This window comes from Synoicihabitans lomoniglobus, from assembly GCF_029023725.1.
GTDB classification, from domain to species: Bacteria; Verrucomicrobiota; Verrucomicrobiia; order Opitutales; family Opitutaceae; genus Actomonas; species Actomonas lomonigloba.
Window position 1 is genome coordinate 2997380 of sequence record NZ_CP119075.1, and the last position, 24202, is coordinate 3021581.

Annotated in this window: 14 protein-coding genes; 7 read left to right on the plus strand and 7 right to left on the minus strand. The window is 61.8% G+C overall.

The genetic code is table 11. The annotated features are described in order from the left end of the window. Positions 1 to 96 precede the first annotated feature (96 nt). Complete coding sequence (locus PXH66_RS11775; RefSeq protein WP_330931687.1) at positions 97 to 2661, minus strand: plastocyanin/azurin family copper-binding protein; 2565 nt, start codon at positions 2659 to 2661, stop codon at positions 97 to 99. 133 nt (positions 2662 to 2794) lie between these two features. On the opposite strand from PXH66_RS11775, the gene PXH66_RS11780 reads away from it, so the two are divergent. After that, positions 2795 to 3292, plus strand: coding sequence for a tetratricopeptide repeat protein (locus tag PXH66_RS11780; RefSeq protein WP_330931688.1), 498 nt, complete (start codon positions 2795 to 2797; stop codon positions 3290 to 3292). Between the two features lie 59 nt (positions 3293 to 3351). Continuing rightward, positions 3352 to 7467: a S8 family serine peptidase gene (locus tag PXH66_RS11785; protein WP_330931689.1), complete on the plus strand. Its 4116-nt coding sequence runs from the start codon at positions 3352 to 3354 to the stop codon at positions 7465 to 7467. Positions 7468 to 7659: 192 nt separating this feature from the next. Here PXH66_RS11785 and PXH66_RS11790 read toward each other — a convergent pair whose 3' ends face one another. The 4 genes from PXH66_RS11790 to gpmI all read right to left on the minus strand — a co-directional run bounded on the left by PXH66_RS11790 (position 7660) and on the right by gpmI (position 13141). After that, complete coding sequence (locus tag PXH66_RS11790; RefSeq protein ID WP_330931690.1) at positions 7660 to 7998, minus strand: P-II family nitrogen regulator; 339 nt, start codon at positions 7996 to 7998, stop codon at positions 7660 to 7662. Between the two features lie 91 nt (positions 7999 to 8089). Further along, complete coding sequence (locus tag PXH66_RS11795) at positions 8090 to 9448, minus strand: ammonium transporter (RefSeq protein ID WP_330931691.1); 1359 nt, start codon at positions 9446 to 9448, stop codon at positions 8090 to 8092. Between the two features lie 210 nt (positions 9449 to 9658). Beyond that, positions 9659 to 11452, minus strand: a complete 1794-nt coding sequence (gene aspS / locus PXH66_RS11800; protein WP_330931692.1) for an aspartate--tRNA ligase — start codon at positions 11450 to 11452, stop codon at positions 9659 to 9661. Between the two features lie 96 nt (positions 11453 to 11548). Then, positions 11549 to 13141 carry a 2,3-bisphosphoglycerate-independent phosphoglycerate mutase gene (gene gpmI, locus PXH66_RS11805; RefSeq protein ID WP_330931693.1) on the minus strand — a complete coding sequence of 531 codons (1593 nt, stop codon included), beginning with the start codon at positions 13139 to 13141 and terminating at the stop codon, positions 11549 to 11551. 95 nt (positions 13142 to 13236) lie between these two features. On the opposite strand from gpmI, the gene PXH66_RS11810 reads away from it, so the two are divergent. Further along, complete coding sequence (locus tag PXH66_RS11810) at positions 13237 to 13548, plus strand: hypothetical protein (protein ID WP_330931694.1); 312 nt, start codon at positions 13237 to 13239, stop codon at positions 13546 to 13548. 29 nt (positions 13549 to 13577) lie between these two features. Here the strand turns inward: PXH66_RS11810 and PXH66_RS11815 are convergent, their stop codons facing one another. After that, positions 13578 to 16601, minus strand: coding sequence for a PAS domain S-box protein (locus PXH66_RS11815; RefSeq protein ID WP_330931695.1), 3024 nt, complete (start codon positions 16599 to 16601; stop codon positions 13578 to 13580). A 191-nt stretch (positions 16602 to 16792) separates the two neighbouring features. On the opposite strand from PXH66_RS11815, the gene hemH reads away from it, so the two are divergent. From hemH to PXH66_RS11830, 3 genes are all read left to right on the plus strand, one after another. Beyond that, on the plus strand, positions 16793 to 17878 hold the full coding sequence (gene hemH, locus PXH66_RS11820) for a ferrochelatase (protein ID WP_330931696.1): 1086 nt from the start codon (positions 16793 to 16795) through the stop codon (positions 17876 to 17878). 117 nt (positions 17879 to 17995) lie between these two features. Beyond that, on the plus strand, positions 17996 to 20698 hold the full coding sequence (locus PXH66_RS11825; RefSeq protein WP_330931697.1) for an ATP-binding protein: 2703 nt from the start codon (positions 17996 to 17998) through the stop codon (positions 20696 to 20698). A gap of 19 nt (positions 20699 to 20717) precedes the next feature. After that, on the plus strand, positions 20718 to 21383 hold the full coding sequence (locus PXH66_RS11830) for a YoaK family protein (protein WP_330931698.1): 666 nt from the start codon (positions 20718 to 20720) through the stop codon (positions 21381 to 21383). 6 nt (positions 21384 to 21389) lie between these two features. Here the strand turns inward: PXH66_RS11830 and PXH66_RS11835 are convergent, their stop codons facing one another. After that, the gene (locus PXH66_RS11835) at positions 21390 to 22751 is read right to left on the minus strand and encodes a GH1 family beta-glucosidase (protein ID WP_330931699.1); all 1362 of its coding nucleotides are present in this window, start codon (positions 22749 to 22751) and stop codon (positions 21390 to 21392) included. Between the two features lie 189 nt (positions 22752 to 22940). On the opposite strand from PXH66_RS11835, the gene PXH66_RS11840 reads away from it, so the two are divergent. Then, on the plus strand, positions 22941 to 24149 hold the full coding sequence (locus PXH66_RS11840; RefSeq protein ID WP_330931700.1) for a glycoside hydrolase family 27 protein: 1209 nt from the start codon (positions 22941 to 22943) through the stop codon (positions 24147 to 24149). The last annotated feature ends 53 nt before the right edge of the window (positions 24150 to 24202 follow it).

Sequence of the window (24202 nt, forward strand, 5' to 3'; positions counted from 1 at the left end):
ATTGGCGTGGTAAAGGGTGTAGGCCGCCTGCTCGCAGGCGCTCCCGCTAGCACAGCCCTCGCGCAGACCGCGCGAGCCCGTTCGCAGCCGACAAGGTCATGGGCTCTCAAACCCCTGGGGTCCACCCACGCCACGCACCCCGCCTTCCGGAACGGTGGGGACCCGTCGCTCCCGCGTCTCGACTTCGATCGGTGCCGGTGGTGGCGGCGTATGGCCTCCCCGCAGCCGATTGAGCGTGTAAACAATCCAGCGGTTCAAGAGGTCGTGACCGTCAGCGCTGTGCAGGTTGTTGAGCTTGAAATCGTAGATCCGCCACGGCTCCACCTCCGCCAACGTGAGTGAAACCGTGCGACCATCGGCGGAAACGACGGCCGCGGTGACCGCGACGTCACGTCCGTCGAATTTCTCCGAGCCGTAGAGCTCGTGGTAATTGTAGAAATACGTGCGCAGGACGTAATTTGCCGGGTTGGACGCCGCGCTCCTTTCAATCGGACGCGTGAAACGCAGATCAAAACCCGTCTCCGTCAGAGACATGGTCTCCACCTCCATCGGCACCACTCCCCGCCAGCTGATGCGCTGGAGACCACTCTCCCCCACCCAGGCTTCGTGCTTGGTCTGACCGATCCACAGGCTGCCGTCTTCGGCAAACGTGAGTCGGTTGTTACCCAAGTTCAGGCCCGTGTCCTCCCAAAACGGAGTCACCGCGCCCTGCATCTCCCCATCCACTTCCTCCATCATCACGCGCATCAGCCGCCGGTGGTTCATCTCGCCGATGAACATTTGCCCCGTAAACGGTCCAAACGCCCCGCCGGTCGCATCCCAACGTGGCTCGGTGGGTGAGTTCGACATGTCACCGTAGGGAAACGTGACGGCGGGCCGGCCGCGGCGACGATCGAGCTCCGCCACCGGCGTATCCAACGGTTGCTTACCCGCGAAATCCGGATGCCAGGACAACGGCGGGACGTGTCCGTAAAATCCACCGTCGCGCACGTGGTAGATCTGACTCGCCCCCACCCAGTCGCCCTGGTTGTCGATCACGAAGAGCCGCCCCGCCGGATCGATGCCCAGACCATTGGGTTCCCGAAACCCCACCGCAAAAGGGGTCGTTTCGCCATTCGCTCCCACTTTCATCACCCAACCACGATAGGGCACCGGCGCATTCATCCGGCCCCACGCCCCGAACTCACTGTATAATCCCCGCACTTCGTTGGTCAGCGGCGAGCCGTAATGCGATCCTGTGCCGAGGCTGTAAAACAGATTGCCCTCGTGGTCGCGCACGGGTCCGAACGCGAATTCCGCATAATTGCCCGATACCCCAAAATCGTCCGAGACCGTCTCGAAACCGTCGGCTTGGCCATCGCCGTCGCGGTCGAGCACGCGCGTGAGTTCGGGTCGCTGCATCATCAACACCGCCGTGTCGCTTTCCGGCAACAGCCCGAGCGGGGTGTGCATCCCGTCGGCAAACAAGGTCCAGGTTTCAGTGGCGAAATCATAGGTGTAAAGCCGACTCAACGAGGCGGCGATCATCAGACGACCGTCGGGCATGAAAGCCACGGCATCCGCACTGAATTCGCCTTCCGGCAACCGCAACGATTCGATCCGATAGTAGTCGGAAATACTGACCGGCAACCCCGTGCGGACTTCCACACTGAACGCCGCGGCGGCTTTTCCGCTGAACTTGAAAAACGCGTCGGTGCGTTCTCCCGTCGCCGAGAATCTGGCGGCGTCCTGCTCCGGAATCGCAAACCACACCGTTTCCGCGCCCGCGGTGGTAAAGCGCCGCACCAGCGCCCCGCCCACCACCTCGACAAACTCACTCACGCGCACGCCGTCGACTTCGTAATGAAACGTCGGTCGACCCTCGGCATCCAACGTATAGCCGTGAAACGCCACGGTCGTCGGAGCCACCGCCGGATCCGACCCGACGCGCAAGGGATATCCTGCTTCCTCCCGATAAAACACCTCCCCCTGCAATTGCATCGGCTGCCGGTAGACCGCCTCACCGAAGCCGCCGTGCCACGCATAACGAAACCGCACCGCACCGGCGTCCCAACAATATGAATACCCGTCCCGCAATCCCACCGCAATCGAAGCAGGACCCGCGTCCGGCATGAACGCACGCACCACGCGCACGACATCGTCAAACACCGGTGCCTCGTGGTCATGGGCGGCCACCGCGTGCTCTTCCGGCTCGGGCAGCGGCATTTCCGGGTTGGTCGGCACCGGTGGAGCCGGGGTGTAGGTCACGTGCATGGTGCCGAACATGATGAATCCATGCCCCGGATACGTGCAGACGTAGGGGAACTCGCCCACCGTCTCGGGCGCCTGAAACGTCAGCGTCGTGCTCTCTCCGCTCGGCACCACCGCCGTATGCCAGAGCACCTGCGGGGAGTCGGGCACGTAATGATTTTCCGCCCCGCCCGCCCCCATGGTCATCGCCGCGTTGACCACATCCAACCGCGCGCCCGGGCGGGTGAAGACCATGTTGTGCTCCATGTCATCGTCATTACTGAACACGATTTCCACGGTCTCTCCCGGCCGCACCGAAAATTCGCTGATATCGTAGCGCAGACCCGGCATGGTGCCGATCCGGATCGGTTCGGCGCGGATGCCGAGGACTACAATTGTGGCCAATATCAACAAGCGGGGTAGCGGTCGCATGTCCTCCACGATTGCCATGATCCCGGCTCGCGCCACCCGAATCCCTCGATCGCGGCTTTGCTGTTAACCGGACGGGGCAAGATTTCACGTGCCTCTCCCTTGCCTCCCGCGCTGGCTGTGGTCTTTTCGCAGGATGAGCGACGACGAACTACCTGCTTGGAAGCCCGCCCTCGACGCCATCACCGGTGCTCGTCACGGCGGTCAAATCGACGGCGTCCTGGCGCAATTGGAATCGCTGGACGAGCGCCACCCCAACGTCGCGGAAATCGCCTATCAGCTCGCCTGGACGCTCGACTCACTGGGTCGCGAGGCCGAGGCCCTGCCCCACTACGAACGCGCCATTTCCCTCGGGCTGCCGCCCAACGAGCAAAGCGGCGCGTTGATTGGTTTCGGCTCCACGTTGCGCAACCTCGGTCAGACGGATCGCGCCGCCGAGGTGTTGGAGTCCGGCGCCCGACAATTTCCCAATCAACCGGAATTCGCCCCCTTTCTCGCTCTCGTTCGTCACGATCAGGGCCGCCACACCGAGGCGCTCCAACTCGCGCTCACGACGCTGCTCGACACCACCGAAGACCCCGGCATCACCGCCTACCAGCGTGCCTTGCGTCACTACCTGTCCCAGCTGACCTGATTCGCAAATCGTTAACATTTTTCGAACCCCACTCCCGACCTGCGGTCTCATTTTTCCCCATGCCCGTTGCCCGCGCCCCCTCCCGGCGAATCGCCGTCCTCGTATTGATCACGGCCGCCGTGGCTTCCATCGGTCTCGCCGCGCCCGACTCGGAGCGCATGCGCACCAAGACCTTCAGCGCCACTGAGCTGACCCAAGGGTATTCCAACCAAAAGGTCGTCGCGATGCCGCGGCTGACGGCCGGGACGGAGTACAATGAAGCTTTCGAGGCTGACCTGGCCGCCGCCGAGATCGCCGAGGGCTTCGAGATTGATCGCGTTTTCACCCGACTGGGTGGGATGCGGTCGTTGCTGTTGCCCGATCATCTCAGTCCGGCCGCCGCGCAGGCACAGTTGATGGCCACCGGCCGCTATGAGTTCGTCGATTTCGATCGTATTCGCCGCGCCGCCGTCTTGCCCAACGATCCGCTGGTCAACGACGGCCGCCAATGGCACCACCGCAATACCGGCCAGTCTGGCGGCACCGTGGGGGCGGATATCGGCTCGGAGGCCGCCTGGAATCTCCGCACCGACGCCTCGAACATCATTGTCGCCGTGATCGATACCGGGGCGCGCCTGACCCATCAGGATCTGGTCGCCAACTTGTGGACCAATCCCGGCGAAATCGCCGGCAACAATCGCGACGACGACAACAACGGTTACATCGACGACGTGCACGGCATCGACTCGCGCGTCGGCACCGGCAGCCCCAATGATCCCGAAGAGGACGGCCACGGCACCCACGTGGCCGGCATCATCGGTGCCGTCGGCAACAACGGCATCGCGGGCTCCGGCGTGGCGTGGCGCGTGCAACTCATGCCTCTGCGCTTTCTCGGAGGGGAAGATGGCAACGGCAGCGGGGTCGACGAAATCGAGTGCATCGATTACGCGATCGCGAAAGGCGCCGACATTATCAACGCCTCCTTTGGCCAAACCGGCTACTACCGCGCGGAAAGCGAAGCCATTCGTCGCGCCCGCAATGCCGGGATCATTTTCGTCACCTCCGCCGGCAATGATGGCTTGGACCTCGATCTCTCCAGCGTTTACCCCGCCAGCTACGCTCACGATAATATCGTCACGGTCGGCAACTCCACGCGATTGGACGATGAAGCCACGTCGTCCAACACGGGTTCCGGCATGGTCGATCTGTTCGCACCGGGCAGCGAAATTCTCTCCCTGGGCGTCGCCGACGATACCGCCACCTTGGTGCAATCCGGGACCTCCATGGCCGCGCCGATGGTGTCGGGCGCGATCGCCTTGCTCAAAGCACACTACCCTGCCGATACCTACCGGTCGACCATCAACCGTCTGCTGCGCGGAGTCACACCGGTCACCGCGTTTCGCGGCCGCGTGCAGACCGGTGGTCGTCTCAACGTGGCCGGAGCGCTGGCGACCACCGATCGCCGACCCTTTAACGACGATTTCGCGGATCGCGCCGTGCTTGCCGGGGAGGTGGTATCGGTCCGCAACAGTCTGGAGCGCGCGACCAGTGAAGCCGGCGAGCCCAGTCACGCCGGACGACTCGGTCGATCGCTTTGGTTCACTTGGACAGCGCCCGCCGCCGGACTCGTGTCCATCGACACCCGTGGCTCTCTCGGCGACACTCAACTGTCCGTCTACACGGGCACTACCCTGTCTGGCCTCAACCTCGTGGTCGACAACGACAACGAAAGCGCCGGATTCCTGACGTCGCGCGTCAACTTCACCGCCGCCAGCGGCACGTCCTACCACATCGCGGTCGACGGCACGTCCGCCGGACTCCTGCTCATGAACCTGTCGTCATCGGCCGCCAACGACGACTTCAACTCCGCCCAATCACTCGAGGGCGATGCCCCGCTGGTCACCACGACCAACGCCAACGCGACCGCCCAATCCGGCGAGCCTCTGCATGCCACCGGCGCCAACCGAAAATCCCTCTGGTATAAATGGACCGCCCCCCACGACGGTAATTTTCAGGTGAGTGCCTACTCGTCCTCGGCCAACCCGGCTTTGGCCGTCTACCGCGGAAGCCGGGTCAACAATCTCACCGTCGTCGGGCGCAACGACGACAGCGGGATCGACGGCGCCAATCTCAACGCGTTGGTGTCGTTCGCCGCCGTGGAGGACACCACCTATCACATCGCTCTGGATACGCTCGGCGAGGAGGTCGGCGAGATTACCGTGTCGGTGACCGATGCCATCTGGCAATTCACCACCGGCCAAAATACCTCGGACCCCGACGAGCTGTATTTGCGTCGTCCCACCGTCACCAACGTTCCCGCCATCGGTCCGGACGGCACCATCTACGTCGGCAGCCAGGATGCGTTCTTTTACGCTCTCAATCCCGATGGCACCCTCAAATGGCGGGTGGCGACAGACGGTTATGCCGACTCCAACGCCGCCGCCGTCGCTCCCGATGGCACCATTCACTTCGGCACTTACACCGGCATCGCCTACGCGCTGAACCCGGATGGCTCGGAACGGTGGACCTCCAACCTGGGCGAATCCTCCTACTTCTCGGCCCCCGCCGTCGCGGCGGACGGGACCGTCTACTTCAAACAGGATTCCGGCACCTTGCGCGCCTTCTCGCCTGCCGGCGTGGAACAGTGGAGCTACAGCGTGCCGGACGGCGAAGCGTCCTATGCCGGACCCGCCATTGCGGCCGACGGTGCGATTCTCCTCCCGGCCAACGACGGCGCCTTGCACGCGATCAACCCGAGCGGCTCCCGCCGCTGGCGTTTCTCGCCGACCATCGAAGACGGCACGCCCGACGACAGCGGCATCTACACCTCGCCCTCGATCGACGCGAACGGCAACATCTACGCGTCCACCCTCAACGGCACCGTCTTTTCCCTCACCGCCAACGGGAACCTCCGGTGGGTGTTTCGCACTCCCGACGCGGGCGAGAACGTCTCCTCTTCCATCGCGCTCGGCGACGGACGCGCGTATTTCGCCAGCTATGGCGCTTTTCTCTACGCCCTCGATCAAGCGGATGGCACACTGGTATGGAAAGCCAACATCGAGGCGCAGGCCCGCGCCAGTTCGCCCGCCATCGCCTCCGATGGTTCCGTGATTGTCGGCAGTTATGCCAACAAACTCTTCCGCTTCGACCGCGACGGGGAGCTCATCCGGAGTTGGTCGGCCGGCAACTGGTTTCGCAGTTCACCCGCGCTCGCCGATGGCCGCCTCTACATCGGCAACGGCGACGGCAAAGTCTACGCCTTCGATCTCGATGGTATCGGTCCGGCCGCTGGAGCCGATTACCCGTGGCCACAATATCGCCACGGCCCGCGACATCTGGGTCGCGCCACCCTGGAGAGCATTGGCCAAATCATCACCCCGATGCCGGACGACCCCGGCCGCTTCGTAAATCTCTCCGTGCGCAATCGCACCACCCGTGGCAACGGCGTGCTCACGGCCGGGTTTGTTCTGCAAGGCGACGTGACCAAGGAATTGGTGGTGCGTGGCGTCGGCCCCGCATTGTCCGATTTCGGGGTCGCCGGAGTCGTCACGGAAACCGCTCTGGAAGTATTTCGTTCCGACGACATATCCGCGGCCTTGGCCACGAATCGAGGATGGAACAGCAACAGCGGCGACGGTCGCGACTTGGGGGCGTTCGAACTGCCGGACGCGAGTGACGACAGCGTCGTGCGGGTCCGTTTTGATGCCGCGGTCTACACGGCTCAGGTTTCGCCCCGCAACGCGGCGACCGAGCCCGGCGTCGCACTGGTCGAAATCTACGACGGTGCGGTCGACGAGCTGCGCACTCGTCTCACCAACCTATCCGCCCGCACAAACCTCACGGCCAACGGCGATGTGACTATCGGTTTCGTTCTCAAAGGGGCCACGCCTCGCACCCTGCTGCTGCGTGCGGTCGGTCCCGGCCTGGACGAGTTCCTGAATCCGGCAACCACCCTGAATGATCCGCGACTCACCCTGCTTGCCGGTCAAACCGCCGAAGTGGGCAACGATGATTGGCGAGGGTTTGAACGCGTGCGCGCCGCCGCGGAAACGGTTGGAGCTTTTCCCCTGCAGAATGACAGTGCCGACGCCGCTTTTGTCATCAGCGTGCCTCCCGGCGCTTACACCGCCCGCGTGACCGCCCCGTCCGGCCAAAGCGGGATCGTGCTGGTCGAAGTCTACCTGCTCCCGGAGTAACCGCCCGCCCGTTCCCCGCGATCTTTCTCTTTCTCTCAGGATCGATCGGTCCGCAGCGCGGGGAGAACGATTACGAGTAACGAGAACGATTGAGAAAACGGGGCGATGACCTCCGGGCGTTGAGGGCAAAAAAAAACGGCCACCCCGCGAAGGATGGCCGTTGAAGGAATATAAGTTGAGTCGCGACTCGGATCAGATGGCGGCTTCGCCGCGCTCGTCGGTGCGAATACGCACGGCCTCTTCGAGACCAACGACGAACACTTTGCCGTCACCGATCTTGCCGGTCTTGGCCGCACCCACGATGGTGTCGACCGCTTTGCCGACGACGTCGTCGGGGACCACGATCTCGATCTTCACCTTGGGGAGGAAGTCGACGGTGTATTCACTGCCGCGATAGATTTCGGTGTGACCCTTTTGACGACCAAAGCCTTTGACTTCAGTCACGGTCATACCCTCAACGCCGATTTCGGAAAGGGCTTCCTTAACCTCTTCCAGTTTGAAGGGCTTGATGATGGCGAGGATGAGTTTCATACGATAAATAATGAAGGTTTCGATGTAAGAGATAGGACTCCCGCTCCATCGGCGCAAGCTTCGTGCCTACGCCGATTTTGCGAGAATTTCATCAGCCTTTGTGCGCCGGGGTAAAGTCCGGATAGGCTTCGGCTCCATGTTCGCCGAGATCGAGACCTTCGGACTCTTCGTCCGCGCTGACGCGCAGGCCGAGAGTGACCTTGACGAGGGTCGCGAGGATGAGAGACGCGATGAACGCGAAGGCGGAGACGGAGAGCGTGCCGATCAGCTGGATGCCGAAGGGAGCCGCGTCGGAGAAGATGGCGACTGCCACCGTGCCCCAGATACCACAGATACCGTGGACCGAGATGGCACCAACCGGGTCGTCGATCTTGATCTTGTCAAAGAAGATGATCGAGAAGACCACGAGCGCACCGGCGATGATGCCGATCCAGATGGAACCAGACATGGACACCGAGTCCGCACCAGCGGTGATGCCGACGAGACCGGCGAGCACACCGTTGAGACCCATGGAGAGGTCGGGCTTCTTAAGGAGCGCCCAGCTGACGAGCATCGCGGAAACGGCACCGGCCGCAGCGGCGAGCGTCGTGGTCACGAAGACGTAGGAGACACCACGAGGATCAGCGCTGAGCACCGAACCGCCGTTAAAGCCATACCAACCGAGCCAGAGGAGGAACACACCAATGGCGGCGAGCGGCATGGAGTGACCGAGGATCGGCTTCACTTTGCCCCCGGCGAGATACTTGCCATTGCGGGGACCGAGCACAATCACGGCGGCGAGAGCGGCGAAACCACCGAACGCATGCACGAGGGAGGAACCGGCGAAATCGTAGAAGCCCTTTTCGGCGAGCCAACCACCACCCCACTGCCAGGAACCGGTGATCGGGTAGAAGAAGGTCACGAGCAGCGTCGCGTAGACCATGAAGCCACCGAGCTTAACGCGCTCGGCGACGGCACCGGAGACGATGGTCGCGGCGGTGGCGGCAAACATGGCCTGGAAGATGAAGTCCGTCCACCACGTGTAAGAGGCGTAGGCGTCGGTCATCATGGTCATGTCTTCGTTATCGACGCCAAACCAGGAACCGGTGGCGAAGAAGCCGTTGAAGTCCCCCGGATACATGGAGTTGAAGCCCCAGAAGGCGTAACCGAGAATACCGATGGCGACGATGAACAGATTCTTGAAGAGAATGTTAACCGTGTTCTTCGACTGACAGAGTCCGGTCTCCACACAGGAGAAGCCCAAGTGCATGATAAACACGAGAGCGGCCGAAATCAGGAGCCATAGATTGTTGACGGTGAAGAGGGCGAATCCGCCGGATTCGGCGAATGCGTCATAGGACTCGTAGGGCGGAGGCTCATCTTGACCGAAGAGTGGCGAGAGCGCAGCCAGCAAGACGAAGAGTCCGGAGATCTTCAGCCAGCTGGTCAGTTGCTGGGACCGTAGCTTCATAAGTTTTATTGGGTATCGAGTAGTGGTTGTAGACGTTGAGGCATCTCGACCAGAGGCCGTGCCGTTCGACCGAAAAAGCACGGTGTGTGCCAACGAACTTTCATTTCTGAATAAATTTCATACATACTCCGCATCATAGGTTTGGGACGCAAAAAAACCGGAGCCGATCGGCTCCGGTTGTAAGTGGTTCGCAATAAAACGTGCCGCTGTTTAATCCGTTTCCGGCACCACCGTCTGGATGTGCAACTCTTTGAGTTGGCGAGCGGTCACCGGGGTCGGGCTTTGCGCCATGAGATCCTGCCCCCGCTGGGTCTTGGGGAAGGCAATCACATCGCGAATGCTGGTGGTTCCGCATAATAGCGCGACCATGCGATCGAGACCAAACGCGATGCCACCATGGGGAGGCGCCCCATATTTGAAGGCCTTGAGCATGTAGCCGAAACGACTCTCCACGACATCGGCCGGGATTTTGAGCACGTCTTCGAAGACTTTCTTCTGCAATGCCGGTTGGTGAATACGAATCGAGCCGCCGCCCAACTCCATGCCGTTGAGCACGAGGTCGTAGTGTTGTCCGCGCACCGCCTTGGGGTCGGTGTCGAGCAGCGGGATGTCCTCCGGCACCGGCGAGGTGAACGGATGGTGCGTGGCGACGAAACGCCCGGCTTCTTCATCGTAGCTCATGAGCGGAAACTCGATGACCCAGAGAAATTTCCAATCGTCGGCCCGCAGCTCGATTTTGCCTCGCTTCTGGAGCAACGCCGCACTGTCGAGACGCACGCGTCCGAGGATCGAGCACGCTCGCTCCCACTCGGCCGCCGCGAAAAAGATGATGTCACCGTCTTCGAGGCCGAGTTGCGCGGTCAGAGCGGCTTTCTCCTCATCAGAGAAGAACTTTACGATGGGCGACTTCCATTCCCCCGCCTCGACCTTGATGAAGGCCAGGCCCTTGGCGCCCAGCGATTTGGCCGCGTCTTCCAAACTCTTGAGCTCACCTTGGGTGATGTCGGCCAGTCCTTTCGCGTTGATCGCTTTGATCGAACCGCCGTTTTTGACCGTGCCGGAGAATACTTTGAAGGAGGAAGCCCGGAAGGTTTCGGAAAAATCAACCAGTTCGAGACCGAAACGCATGTCGGGCTTGTCGACGCCAAAGCGGTTCATGGCCTCCTGGTAGGACATGCGGAGGATCGGCGTCTCGATGTCGACGCCGGCGGCCTGCTTCCACACCTGTTTCACCATGCCTTCGAAGAGGGCATAAATGTCCTCCCGATCGACGAAAGAGGCCTCCACGTCGACTTGGGTGAATTCCATCTGCCGGTCGGAACGCAGATCTTCGTCGCGAAAACAACGCGCGATCTGGAAATACCGTTCCACGCCCGCCACCATCAGAATCTGCTTATACTGCTGGGGCGACTGCGACAGCGCGTAGAACTCGCCGGGATGGATGCGCGACGGCACGAGATACTCGCGCGCACCTTCCGGCGTGCTCTTAAAGAGAAACGGCGTTTCCACCTCAATGAAATCCTGCTCGTCGAAGTAATCGCGGATCGTCTTGCTGACCGTGTGCCGCATCTGGAGATTACGGCGCATGCGCGGACGCCGCAGATCGAGATAACGGTAAGTGAGACGCAGGTCCTCGTTGACCTTGTCACCCCCGGCATCGTCGAGCGGAAACGGCGGCGTGTCGGCGAGGTTGTGAATCTGGAGCTCCGTCGCGACGACCTCGATCTGCCCGGTGGGTAGATTGGCGTTTTGAGTGCCCTCGGGACGCGGCGAAACCAAACCTGCCACGGCAATGACTGACTCGTCTTTCAGGTGCTTGAGCTGCTCGCCCAACTGCTCGTTGTCGTGCGGCTCCAGCTTAATCTGCGTGAGACCTTTGCGGTCACGCAAATCGATGAAAATGATGCCACCCTGGTCGCGGATGGTATCCACCCAACCCACGAGGGTGACGGTGGAGTTGATGTCAGCTGAAGTGAGCTGGGCACAGTGATGGGTGTGCTTCATGATAAAGACGAAAGGGGCAGACCTAAGCTTACGGCGGCGGCGCACCGCAAATCAATAATCGGTGCGCGCCGCTCCGGAACAAAACGGACCCGGTGCTCAGTGCACGATCAGGCTCTCACCTGTCATTTCAACCGGCTTTTCCAGCCCCATGAGGTCGAGAACGGTGGGTGCGATGTCACCGAGGCGGCCTCCTTCGCGCATCTTGGTGCCGTCTTTGGTAAAACCTTCGCCCACGACATAGAGCGCCACGAGATTGAGGGTGTGCGCGGTGTGGGGACCGTTGGTGTCGGGATTCCACATCTGTTCACAATTGCCGTGATCGGCCGACACGATGGCTTTGCCGCCGACCGATGCCAGGGCCCCGAGCAATTCCGCGACGCCGCGATCCGTCGCTTCCACGGCTTTCACCACGGCTTCGAGATTACCGGTGTGGCCGACCATGTCGGGGTTCGCGAAGTTGACCACAATCAGTCCGTATTTTCCGGACAGGATCGCCTCTTTCGAGAGCGCCGTGACTTCCGCCGCGGACATTTCGGGCTGCTCGTCATAGGTCGGGACCTTCGGACTGGCCGGACAGGCCCGGTCTTCACCACGAAACGGATCGGCCCGGTAGTTGTTGAAGAAGAAGGTGACGTGCGGGTTCTTTTCCGTCTCGGCGCAGCGGAACTGGCCGATACCTGCGTTGGCGACGACTTCACCGAGGATATTTTTCAACTTCTCGGGTTTGGGCGATACGATGTGAACCGGCAGACCTTTTTCATACTCGGTCATGGTGGCGTAATAGAGATCGAGCTTTTGACCCCGGTCGAAGCCATCAAAATCATCCATGACAAAGGCCTTGGTGATCTCACGCGGCCGGTCGCCGCGATAGTTGTAGAACAAAATCGCGTCACCATCCTGAAAGTGTGCCACCGGTTCGCCCGCGGCATCGACGATGGCGGTGGGCGCCACGAATTCGTCACCGGTCTGGCTCGGGGTCAGCGGCGCGTCGTAATACTGTTGCACCGCCTGCTCCGCGCTGGTGGCGGTGGCGACCGCCGCGCGGCCGGTGAGGAGATCGTAGGCCTTTTGCACCCGTTCCCAGCGATTGTCGCGATCCATGCTCCAGAAACGTCCGCAAACCGAGGCGATCTTCCCCACCCCGATTTCGGCACATTTCGCATCCACGGCCCGCACGTAACCGAGCCCGCTGGTCGGCGGCGTGTCGCGACCGTCGGTGAAGGCGTGAATGAACACGTCACTGATGCCATCGGTTTTGGCCTGCTGCAGAATACCGTAGAGATGCTCCAACATGCCGTGCACCCCGGCGTCGGATACGATGCCCATGAGGTGGAGGCGACCGCCCGCTTTCACGCGCTCGATGATCGAGTGCCACGTGGCGTTGGAAGCGAGTTTGCCTTCGAGAAAGAGCTTGTTGAGCCGCACCAGCTCCTGATCGACGATGCGACCCGCGCCGATGTTTTCGTGCCCCACCTCACTGTTGCCCATCACGCCATCGGGCAGACCCACGTCGAGACCGGACGCCCGCACCAGTGCCCGGGGGCTCGACGCCTGCAGGGCATCGTCACACGGCTTGGTCGCGAGTTCGGTCGCATTGGTGGCGTTGGTCGCGGGGTCGGGGCTCTTACCCCAACCATCACGGATTACGAGGAGAACGGGCTTGCGGGCTTCGGGCTTGGCGTTGGACATCGGAGCACCAGCGAGCCCCTTCTCCGAGCGAGCGTCAAAACTGAATCTTCCATTCGCGGTGCCGTTGGCAGCAATTTTGCTAATCATCGAGCCACATGACTTTGGTCATTCGGGATCAACTTACTTGTCCGCCGACGTGGTTCGCCTCGTTTCGGGATCTGACCCTCTACTGCCACACCTTTCTGCGACTGCAGGTGGTATTGGAGTCGGATGACGCCGACCTCTACTATCACTGGATCAAACCGCGGGGCGGCATGGACTTCGTGGAAGACATTGTGCGTCCCGGTTCAGAGCCCGGCATGCATCTCGACATCGAACATCGCTATCCCGACACCGTGGTCATCGACCGCATCGCGCCGGAAAACGTCCATCGACTGATTGGTGTCATCCGTGCTCGCGCGGCGTAAATCGGGCGTGCTGAAACGCGGATCCGGCGCTACTTCGACTTCGTGAACGCACGCTGCAGGACCTGGCGCAAGTCGGGCAGTTTGTAAGGTTTGGAGACGACGTCCCAAAACCCGTAGGCCGCGTGATCCGCCATCACCGGATCACTGGAATAACCGCTCGAAACAATCACCCGAATTTCCGAATCAATCTCCTTGAGCAACGGGAGTGCCGCCTGCCCCCCCATCCCTCCCGGCACCGTCAGGTCGGTCATCACCAGGTCGAACGGTCGCCCGGCCGCACGGGCTTCACCAAACACCCGCACCATCTCCGCGCCATCGGCGGTGGTGGTGACTTCGAATCCGAGTCTTCCCAGCAGTTGTTTGGTCATCTGGCGGATGGACGGTTCGTCATCCATGAACAGAACCCGTGCGCCCGGCGGATAATCAACGGCCGAACTCTCCACCACGTGCGTCGGAGCCGCACGGCTGACGACCGGCAGCCACACCATGAACGTCGACCCCTTGCCCGGTTCCGACTGGACCTCCAACAGGCCATGATGCTTGCGCACGATGGAGTAGGCGGCCGACAAGCCGAGACCGCTGCCCGACTGTTTGGTCGAAAAATACGGATCAAAAATGCGGCTCACGTGATCCTTCCGAATGCCGCACCCCGTATCCGTTATATCTATACGCAGGTATTTTCCCGGGGCCAGATTAGGCGCACTGGGTTTCACCAGATCTTGATTCGACCCTTTGATTGTCAGAATGCCGCCCTCCGGCATTGCCTGCGCTCCGTTGAGAATCAGATTTTGCACCACGCGGCCGATCTGACCGCGGTCGGCGTCGGCCATCCACAGATCGCCCGGCAAATCAAACTCCGCCCTGACGTTGGAACCATGGAGCGCAAATTTGGCCATCTCCTGAATCACCGTGGTGAGATCGACTGCTTCCCGCACCGGTTCCCCTCCTTTGGCAAAGGTGAGCAATTGTTGCGTCAGGTCCTTCGCCCGGAGTGCCGCCTGCCCGGCCTCCCGCACGGCCAGTCCGACCGTGCCATCGGCCGGACTGTCGAGCTCGGCAATGGTCATGTTGCCGACAATGGTGGTGAGAATGTTGTTGAAATCGTGCGCAATGCCGCCGGCCAAAACGCCCACCGATTCGAGCCGGGTGGCGCGCACCAATTCGCGCTCCAGGCGATCCCGATCCGTGATATCGCGAAACACCAACACCACCCCGATCACTTCACTGCGAGCGTTGTGCACGGGCGACAACTGACCTTCCATCAATCGACGCGTCCCCTGCATGTCGGTGAGAATGGTTCGTTCGGGAAATTCCGCCACCAAGTCTCCTTGGGCGACTTGATCCAGCGGCAACAAAACGGGTTTGCCGGTCCGCTCATCGGTGAATTCGAACACTTCATGCAGCGTGCGGTTGACGGCCGGGCTTTCGGCGACATGCCCCATCGCGGCCGCCGCCGCATTGATGAACTGCACGCGCCCTTCCCGATCCGCCGTCACGACGCCCTCCTTCATCGATCGCAAGGTCACCGCCAATTGCTCGCGCTGCGCCGCGAGATCCGCCTCGACCTGCTTCAACTCCGTCACGTCGGCAAACACCATGACCGACTGACTCAGATCAAGACCATGGTCGTGCTCGGCCACCCACCATCGCATGTTGGTCGAATGCACCGCCCCGGCCATGTCCCGAATCTCGACCGCGTCGCCAAAGGTGTTTTGCCCCCGCCACAGCGCTTCAAACGTGCCACGCACGGCCCGCAGCGAACTCGCGGTTTCGATCCGACCCCGCCGCCCCTCCAACTCCCGCGTGGATTTAGCTTTAAACATGTCACGCGCCGAACGGTTGCTCGACAGCAGCCGCACCTTGGCGACGCCGCGAAGCAGCTCGCGCGGATGTTTATCCAGATAACGGGAGAAATCCGTCACGCCTTTGGCCTTCAATCCCTCAATCCACCGCCCCACCCCCGTGAAATCGGCTTCGATCACCGCGACCGGCGTGTGTTCGAACAGGGAACGATAACGACGCTCGGACTGCTGCACCGCGTGTTCGGTCGCCCGCCGCTCCGTGATGTCGGTGATGACGCCGACCAGGTGCCACTCGTTCGGCTCCTGCTCCCGAATCGAAACCTGCTCCTGCAGCCAGAACTTCCGGCCTTCGCCATTGATGACCGGAAAAATCTGCTCGTATCCATCCGACCGCGACTTGAGCGCGGCCAGACTCCGCCGGTTCATATCGGCCAATTCCGGCGTCTCGATGCAGCTCCACAATTTCGCGCCCAGACCCACCGGGCGATCGCCAAACAGCCGCGGATACAACGCCGACGTCGGCATCTCAAAGGCCTGCCACTGATACTCCCCCTCCCGCTGCGTCACTTTGGATCGCCACAGCAGACAGTCGGCGCGGTTAAGAATTTCAGTCAGCGAATTTTCACTCGCCCAACGCGCACTCTCCGCCTGACGCCGGTCGGTGATATCCACGACCAATCCCACACACCAGTATTCGTGGGGCCCCCGGCGACGGATGGAGACCATTTCCCGCATCCACATCGATTCCTCCCCCCGGAGGATACGGAACTCCTGCCGATAGGAATCCCGCCCCGAGAGAATCGCCTCTCGCGCCCGCGCATGCATCTCATCGATTTCGGGAACATCATGATCCCGCCACAACCGCACCCGACGCTTCGCGCCCACATCCGGGAACAGACGCCGGGACAACAGGGACGGCTGGAGCTCCACCGTCCATTCATACACATCGCCATCGGCCACCACTTTGGCTTCCCACAACAACGCCTCGGTTTGGTCCAGCATCGTCTCCAAGTGCAACGCGTGACCGACCGGGCTCCGCGGGGGTGCGTTCGCTCGTCGCCGCCCGATCACGCCGCCCAGAATCGCCGCTCCGATCACCAGCACGATCAACCCGATCCACGAGACGGCATCACTCGCGCCCACGAAGGCCAGCAGCGGTCCTCTGCCCGAACCTGCCTCCGCCGCACTCGACAAGAAACCGGTCCCGGTTTGCACCGTCGGGGATGCGTTGGACAAGAAATCAGACAGCATGAAACGAGGCAAATGGGGTTGAAAGGGGCAGGCCTGGCTAAGGCAAACAGATGACAGAACGAAGCGAGCCTGAGTGTGTCGATGGATATATCCACGCACGGCCAAGGGTATAAATGCCCCCTCCGGCCCCGCTGCGGAATAGCTGACGGTGGTTTGACAAGACCCTTCCGGCACAAATCAATGCCCCTTCCATGTCCAATCGCGCCGTCCTGCTCGTAAATCTCGGTTCACCCGATTCCACCGACGTCCCCGACGTCCGCACTTACCTGCGCGAATTTCTGGGCGATCATCGCGTGATCGACAAACCCGCCTGGGCCCCGGCCCGTCGGTTTCTCGTCAATCAGATCATCACCCGCTTCCGCGCCCCGAAATCAGCCGAGGCCTACAAAACGATTTGGACCGACGAGGGCTCACCACTCGTCGTCACGTCCCAACGCGTGCGCGACAAACTCGCCGCCGTGCTCGGGACCGACACTCCCGTGTATCTCGCGATGCGCTACCGCTTGCCATCCATCGGCGCCGTCATCGATCAGATGGTCGCCGATGGGATTACGGAGGTTTTCCTAATCCCGCAGTATCCCCACTACGCCATGTCGTCCTGGGAATCCGTGGTGGTCAAAGTGCACGAGGAAGTCGCCCGTCTCACGACTCCGATCAAGGTCGATTGCATCCAACCGTTCTATGAGGATGCCGACTACATCGACGCCCTTTACGAGGTCTCCCGTCCGGCGCTCGAAAAGCCGCACGACCATCTGTTGTTTTCTTATCACAGCATCCCGGAACGCCACCTTCGCGAAGCCGACGCCTCCCAGGCCCACTGCACGATCGTGCCCGACTGCTGCTCCACTTGCAGCGCCGCCCACGGCATGTGCTACAAGGCCCAAGTGCTCAAAACCACCGCGGCATTCGTCAAGCGCGCCGGCCTTGCCGACGACCAATGGTCGGTCTCGTTTCAGTCCCGCCTCGCGGGCGAACCGTGGCTCGTCCCCTACACCGACTATGAGTTGGAACATTTCGCCAAAACCGAAGGGAAGAAAAACCTCGTCGTCATGACCCCGGCCTTTGTCGCCGACTGTCTCGAAACGCTCGAGGAAATCGCGGTCGAAGGTAAAGAGGAGTTCCTCAAGGCCGGCGGAGAATCATTCCATCACGTGCCGTGCCTCAACGACCAGGCCCCGTTCATCGATTTTCTGCACGGCCGCGTGCGGCGCTGGCTCGGCGGGGAAACGCCCACCGCCACCAAGGCGACGTTGTCGGCCGAGATGTTCGCCCGCTAACCAAGACGCCAAAGCATTGCAGGTGAGCCGCATGGGGGGTTTCGGGTTGTCCGCCTCGGGCAACCCGCCGTATAAGCAGATTCAGGACAATTCTGCGTCGGCCTTCTCCCCCGTTTCGTGAGCTCATCGACTCCCCTCGCCGCCTCCTCTCCCGCATCATCCCCGCTTCGCCGCGGCGGAACTTCCGGGCTATTGACTCTGGACCACCACGGCGTTGTCCAAAGCGCGAACCAATCCGCCGGTGCCTTCTGGTCTACGACCGCCGATTCGCTGATCGGCAAGCCCTTCGTTTCTCTCTTCGCGTTTGAAGTCGTCTCGGACGATCCGGACATGATGGAAGCACAATGGGATGTGCTCACCGCCACCGCCACGGCGCAACGCGTGCCACTCGCCATCCAACCGGATGAAGAGTCGCCCGCCACCGAGGTGCGCCTCGCGCTCGAAACCGCCGTCGGCCATAATGTCGCCTGGCTCGCCACCATCGAACTCGCGCCCAAAACGGACCGCGATTCCACTGCCACTCCCGGTTCCCCCGCGGGCGGCGCCACCAGTTCCGGCGCTTGGGAAGAACTCGCCCGCAGCGATGCCGCCGGTTTTTTTGATCTCAATTTTCTAACCGGCGAGACCCACTACTCGACCGCGTGGAAGCGAATGCTCGGTTACCCCGACGCCGATCTTTCCAACGACTACGACACGTGGTTGAAACTCATTCATCCCGACGACTCCGCCGCCGCGCCCGACCAAGTGGGCCGCCACACCCGATCGAGTCGGCGCACCTATTCGGTCGAGCTGCGCATGAAACATCGGCGCGGTCACTGGATGTGGATCCAAAGCGTCGGCGTGCAACATTTCGCCGCCGACGGTGAACTCGAACGCGTCATCGGGTTCCATCTCGACATCGCCGAGCGCAAGGAGCTCGAAGAACAAAGCGTCATCGCCGAAGACCGTCTCGCCAGCCTCACCGAGGACGGCGCGCTCGCGGTGTTTGATCTCGATTTCATCTCCGGACACGCCTGGACGTCCCTCGCTTGGCAGGATCTCGTCGGCGATCCCGTGGAACACCCGGACTTGGGAGCCTTCACCCGCAATTTTGCCAAATGCCACGGCGACCTCACCGGCTTTCTCTCCCGCTTCGGCGGCGACGAGCCTTGGGGCGGCGGCTACACCGTCATCAAACGCTCGGACCGCAGCGAAGCGTCGGTATTGCTCGGCCTGCATCGCAGCTCCAGTCGGCGCGGTGAACTCACCCGCGTGGTGGGTTTCGCCATGATCGTGCCGGATGGAGTCGCCTCCGATAGCACGTCGACGCGATCCGCCGCCTCCGGGGGCGTGGCGACTTCGGCGCTCAACTCCCTGAGCGAAGCCGTGATCATCACCGACGAACACGGCCAGATCACCGCCATGAACGTCAAAGCGGAACGGTTCACCGGTATCCCGCTCGCCGCCGCCACCGCCCGCCGACTGGACGAGGTTTTCAACCTTGTCACCCTCCGCGACGAACGCCCGGCGAACGACGCCCTCGACCGCGCGCTCGAAGTCGAGGGGCCGCCCAAGCTTTACACCGACCATGCACTCGCGATTGAACACGGCGCCCCCCGCCCGATTGTGTGGACCGCGAGCCAAGTCCGCGACGACCAACAAAAAGCCATCGGCATCATCGTGGTGTTTCGCGATCCCGACGAGATGACGCTCAGCCCCGAAGAGCTCATTCGCGCCAATCGCTTCGACTCCCTCGGCCAGCTCGCCGGCGGCATCGCCCACGATTTCAACAACCTGCTATCCACCATCCTCGGCGGTATCTCGATCGCCAAAGAGAATCGCGATTACGGCAAACTCGACGATGCCGAGACCGCTTGCATGGCGGCCAAGACTCTCACCCGCCAACTCCTCGCGTTTGCCAAGGGCAATCCCGGCGGCACGTTCAGCGTGGTCCGCCCGGCCGACATCCTCCGCGATGCCGTGCGCGTCGCCGCATCCGGTAGTCCCGTCGTCGTGACGGTTGATCTCGATGAAAATGCGGGTCCGATCGAGGTCGATCGCGGTCAGATGATTCAGGTTTACCAGAACCTCATCATCAACGCCATGCAGGCGATGCCCGATCCATCGGTGGGTAAGATTCATCTCACCTGCCGCGCCATCTCCCTGCCTGACGGCAAACTCCCACCGCTCGCAGGGGGCGACTACGTGCAGGTCGATGTGCAAGACAACGGCTCAGGTATTCCGGAGGACAAAATCGACCGCATTTTTGAACCGTTCTTCACCACGAAGAAAACCGGCACCGGGCTCGGACTCGCCACGGTGCTTTCCATCGTGCGCAAACACGGCGGTCAACTGGGCGTGGATTCCACCGTCGGCGTGGGCACGACCTTCACCAGCTTTCTCCCCGTCACCACCAAGTCCATCGAGACAGGGGTGCGCAAACCGGCCGCCCTGCGCTTCGGCACCGGCCGGGTGCTGTTTATGGATGACGAGAAACAACTCTGCGAGATCACCAAGACGATGCTCGAGAGCCTCGACTACAAGGTCGATATCGTCCACCGCGGCGAGGACGCCCTCGCGCTCTATCGCAAGTATCACGCGGTCAACCGACCCTACGATGTGGTGTTGCTCGACCTCACCATCGTCGGCGGCATGGGCGGGGAGGAAACGTTCAAGCGGCTCCGCGAAATCGATCCCGAAGTGCGCGCCATCGTCTCGAGCGGCTACGACAACGACGAGATGGCCCGCCAGTTTCTCGACTCCGGTTTTTGCGGATACCTGACGAAGCCCTACCGGGTGGGCGAGTTGGGCCAAATGCTCAAGGGCGTGCTCGGCGGATAACCGTCCCACGATCGTCGCCATGTTTGAAAACCGCACCCCGCCGGGCATTATTTTGGGTGGCTTCGGGCTCGCCGCCATTGCGGGCATGGTCAACGCCGTCGGATTTCTCGGCGCCTATCATCAGGCCTTCAGTCACTTGTCCGGGACCGCGACGCACTTCGCCGCCGATTTGGCGCAAGGCCACGCGACCCGAGCCGCCCTCGCCGGGCTGCTGCTGATCTCCTTCCTGCTGGGCGCCACCACGTCGGGGTTGATCATCCGCGACAGCCACCTGCAACCGGGTCGGCGTTACGGCGTCGCGCTGGTCATCGAGGGACTGATTTTGTTCGCCGCCGTGCCATTATTGCAGCGGCACCTGATGCTCGGCGGAGCCTTGGCCGCGGCGGCGTGCGGTCTGCAAAACGCCATGGCCACGACTTACAGCGGGGCCATTGTGCGCACCACCCACGTCACCGGTATCGTGACCGATCTCGGACTGGCTCTCAGCCACCGCCTGCGTCGTTCACCCGGCCGCGCCGGCCGCACGCGGTTGCTGGCGGCACTATTGGCGGGCTTTCTCGTCGGTGGTTCGATCGGCGCCAGTCTGTTCGATGTGCTCAACTACCGCACGCTGTGGGTGCCCGCCACCGTGACCATTGTCGCCGGCTGCACCCACGTGGTCATGCGGCAGTTCAAGTTCGTGTAAACCGGCTCAGCTCAGCGCGCCGTTGCGCGCGATGAGATCGCGATACCAATAGAACGAATCCTTGGGTGTGCGGACCTGGGTCTCGTAGTCGACGTGCACGAGCCCGAAACGATCCTTGTAACCCTCGGCCCACTCGAAGTTGTCGAGAATCGACCAGTAAAAATAACCGCCCACATCGGCCCCGTCGGCGATCGCGCGACTCACTGCATCGAGATAACGCGTCACAAAATCGATGCGTTGCGGGTCATGCACCTTGCCGTCGAGTTGCACAAAATCGGTGTTACAGAATCCGTTTTCCGAAAAGACGATCGGCAAATTGTAGCGTTCGGTCTGCCACCGCGCCGCCCAATAAATCGCATCCGGTGCGATCGAGAGCCACGGTAGCGTGCCCCGGGCGTTGCCGATGCCGTGGCCGTTGGGCACGTCGACCGCCTTGCCTGCATCGTTCGCCGCCACCTTGAAACCCGAGTAACAGTTGTAGGCGAGATAGTCGATGGGCTGCGAGATAAGCGCCATGTCCGCGTCGGTGATTTTGGGCAATTTGCCGGCAAAGTTTTTCAGGCCTTCCTCGGGGTATTTGCCAAACGCGATGGGGTCCGCCCACCACGCCAGGTTCCACATGCGCTCCTCCACACAACCAAAGTAGCGCGCCCGCGCCGCTTCGACATCGGCATCCGCCCGCGTCGCGGGAATCGGCTCCCGCGAGGTGTGGGCGATGGAAATTTGCTGAGGACCGACGCAGTGCGCCCGCAAGGCCTGCACGGCACTGCCGTGGGCACGCAAAAGATTGTGCGCGGCGAGCAGGCACTCCTGATGGGTGCACTTCAATCCCGGCGCAAACACCCCTTCCTGATAGCCCAGCCCCACGATAACCGGCGGCTCGTTGATCGTCATCCAGTGCTTGACCCGGTCCCCCAGCCGCTTCGCCACCACCGTGGCATAGGCACCGAACCAGTCGGCCATGTCTCGATTCAGAAAACCGCCCTTTTCCTGCAACGCCTGGGGCATGTCCCAGTGAAACAACGTCACCCAAGGCTGGATACCGGCGGCGAGCAACCCGTCGATCAGCTCGTCGTAGAATTTGAGTCCGGCTTCGTTGATCGCCCCGGTGCCGTCCGGCATGATCCGCGACCACGACAGGGAGAGCCGATATGCTTTGATCCCGAGCTCCTTCATCAACGCCACATCTTCGCGCCAGCGGTGATAGTGGTCGCAGGCCACGTTGCCGTTGTGGTTTTCAAACACCCGACCCGGCGTCTGGGAAAACACATCCCACACGGACGGACCGCGTCCGTCCTCGTTCCAGGCACCTTCGATCTGATAGGCCGCCGCCGCTGCCCCCCATGTAAAATTATTTGGAAAATTCATACGCTGAAACTGGCAACCAAGATAATATTTCTCAGTGCCGTAAAGCCTGCCATGCCGTAGGGTGATCCCCCGGCCCATTCGATATGGTCTAAGTTAAGCAGCTCGGCCTGAATCCCATCCCTAGTCGTCATGCCTGGACCTCGTCAACGGGCGCTTCGCTCTCTCGTTTCACTTCGCTACCCTCCCTCCATGAAAACCAGTCTTTTAATACTAGGCGCTGCGATTCTCGCCCCCAGCGTTCCGGCTCAGAAATTTGAGCACCTGGCCCAAACCCCGCCCATGGGTTGGAACAGTTGGAATACCTTCTCCAGTCACATCAGCGAGGACCTCGTCAAAGGTGTCGCCGACGCCATGATCGCCAACGGCATGCGCGACGCCGGCTATGAATACATCGTGCTCGACGACACCTGGTCGCTGCGCGAGCGCGACGCCGACGGCAATCTCGTCGCGGACCCCGAAAAATTCCCTTCCGGCATGAAGGCCCTCGCCGACTACGTCCATGAGCGCGGCTTCAAACTCGGCATCTACGGCGACGCCGGCTCCAAGACATGCGCCGGATATCCCGGTTCACAAGGCCACGAATATCAGGACGCCCGCACCTGGGCGAGTTGGGGCATCGACTACCTCAAATACGACTGGTGCAGCACCGGCACCCGCGACGCGCGCGAAGCCTACACCACCATGCGCGACGCCCTCTACACCGCCAAACGACCGGTCGTGTTCAGCATGTGCGAATGGGGCCGCTCCCGGCCGTGGGAGTGGGCGCAGGACGTCGGTCACCTCTGGCGCACTTCCGGCGATATCTACGACTCCTGGGACGGCTACAAGATGTGGGAAATGGGCTGGAAACGCATCCTCGATTTGCAAACGTCCCTCGTCGACGACTGGGGGCCCAATGGCATCGCCAAATACGCCGGCCCCGGCCACTGGAACGATCCCGACATGATGGAAGTCGGCAACGAGGGCCTCTCGGTGGCCGAGTCACGCGCCCACTTCAGCCTCTGGGCCATGCTCGCCGCGCCCCTCATGGCCGGCAACGACGTGCGCCACATGAGCGACGAAATCATCGCCATCATGACCGATGCCGATGTCATTGCCATCAACCAGGACCCCGCCGGCAAACAGGGTTTCCGCGCGCTGGCTGAAGATCAGGCCGGCATTGAGGTTTTCATCAAGGAATTGAGCGAAGGCGAATGGGCCGTGTGCGCCCTCAATACCTCGGACGAAACCCGTGAGCTCACGATCCCGTTTCACCGGTTCTACATGCTCGGTGAGACCAAAGAGCTCTTCGATGTCTGGTCCAACCAAGTGGTCGGCGACACCAGCGAGAGCTACACCCGGGCAGTCGATTCCCACGACGTGATGATGTTCCGACTGCGCGTGCCGGCGGCGATGTAAACTCCCGCCGGATTTGGACCCACGCCCGATCAACAGGATCGCGTGATGCCATT

Bases quoted from the DNA above. Each gene is read 5' to 3' on its own strand.
- gpmI (WP_330931693.1), bottom strand. From the start codon at position 13,141: ATGTCCAACGCCAAGCCCGAAGCCCGCAAGCCCGTTCTCCTCGTAATC.
- PXH66_RS11810 (WP_330931694.1), top strand. From the start codon at position 13,237: ATGACTTTGGTCATTCGGGATCAACTTACTTGTCCGCCGACGTGGTTC.
- PXH66_RS11790 (WP_330931690.1), bottom strand. From the start codon at position 7,998: ATGAAACTCATCCTCGCCATCATCAAGCCCTTCAAACTGGAAGAGGTT.
- hemH (WP_330931696.1), top strand. From the start codon at position 16,793: ATGTCCAATCGCGCCGTCCTGCTCGTAAATCTCGGTTCACCCGATTCC.
- PXH66_RS11795 (WP_330931691.1), bottom strand. From the start codon at position 9,448: ATGAAGCTACGGTCCCAGCAACTGACCAGCTGGCTGAAGATCTCCGGA.
- PXH66_RS11835 (WP_330931699.1), bottom strand. From the start codon at position 22,751: ATGAATTTTCCAAATAATTTTACATGGGGGGCAGCGGCGGCGGCCTAT.
- aspS (WP_330931692.1), bottom strand. From the start codon at position 11,452: ATGAAGCACACCCATCACTGTGCCCAGCTCACTTCAGCTGACATCAAC.
- PXH66_RS11815 (WP_330931695.1), bottom strand. From the start codon at position 16,601: ATGCTGTCTGATTTCTTGTCCAACGCATCCCCGACGGTGCAAACCGGG.
- PXH66_RS11775 (WP_330931687.1), bottom strand. From the start codon at position 2,661: ATGCGACCGCTACCCCGCTTGTTGATATTGGCCACAATTGTAGTCCTC.
- PXH66_RS11830 (WP_330931698.1), top strand. From the start codon at position 20,718: ATGTTTGAAAACCGCACCCCGCCGGGCATTATTTTGGGTGGCTTCGGG.
- PXH66_RS11780 (WP_330931688.1), top strand. From the start codon at position 2,795: ATGAGCGACGACGAACTACCTGCTTGGAAGCCCGCCCTCGACGCCATC.
- PXH66_RS11840 (WP_330931700.1), top strand. From the start codon at position 22,941: ATGAAAACCAGTCTTTTAATACTAGGCGCTGCGATTCTCGCCCCCAGC.
- PXH66_RS11785 (WP_330931689.1), top strand. From the start codon at position 3,352: ATGCCCGTTGCCCGCGCCCCCTCCCGGCGAATCGCCGTCCTCGTATTG.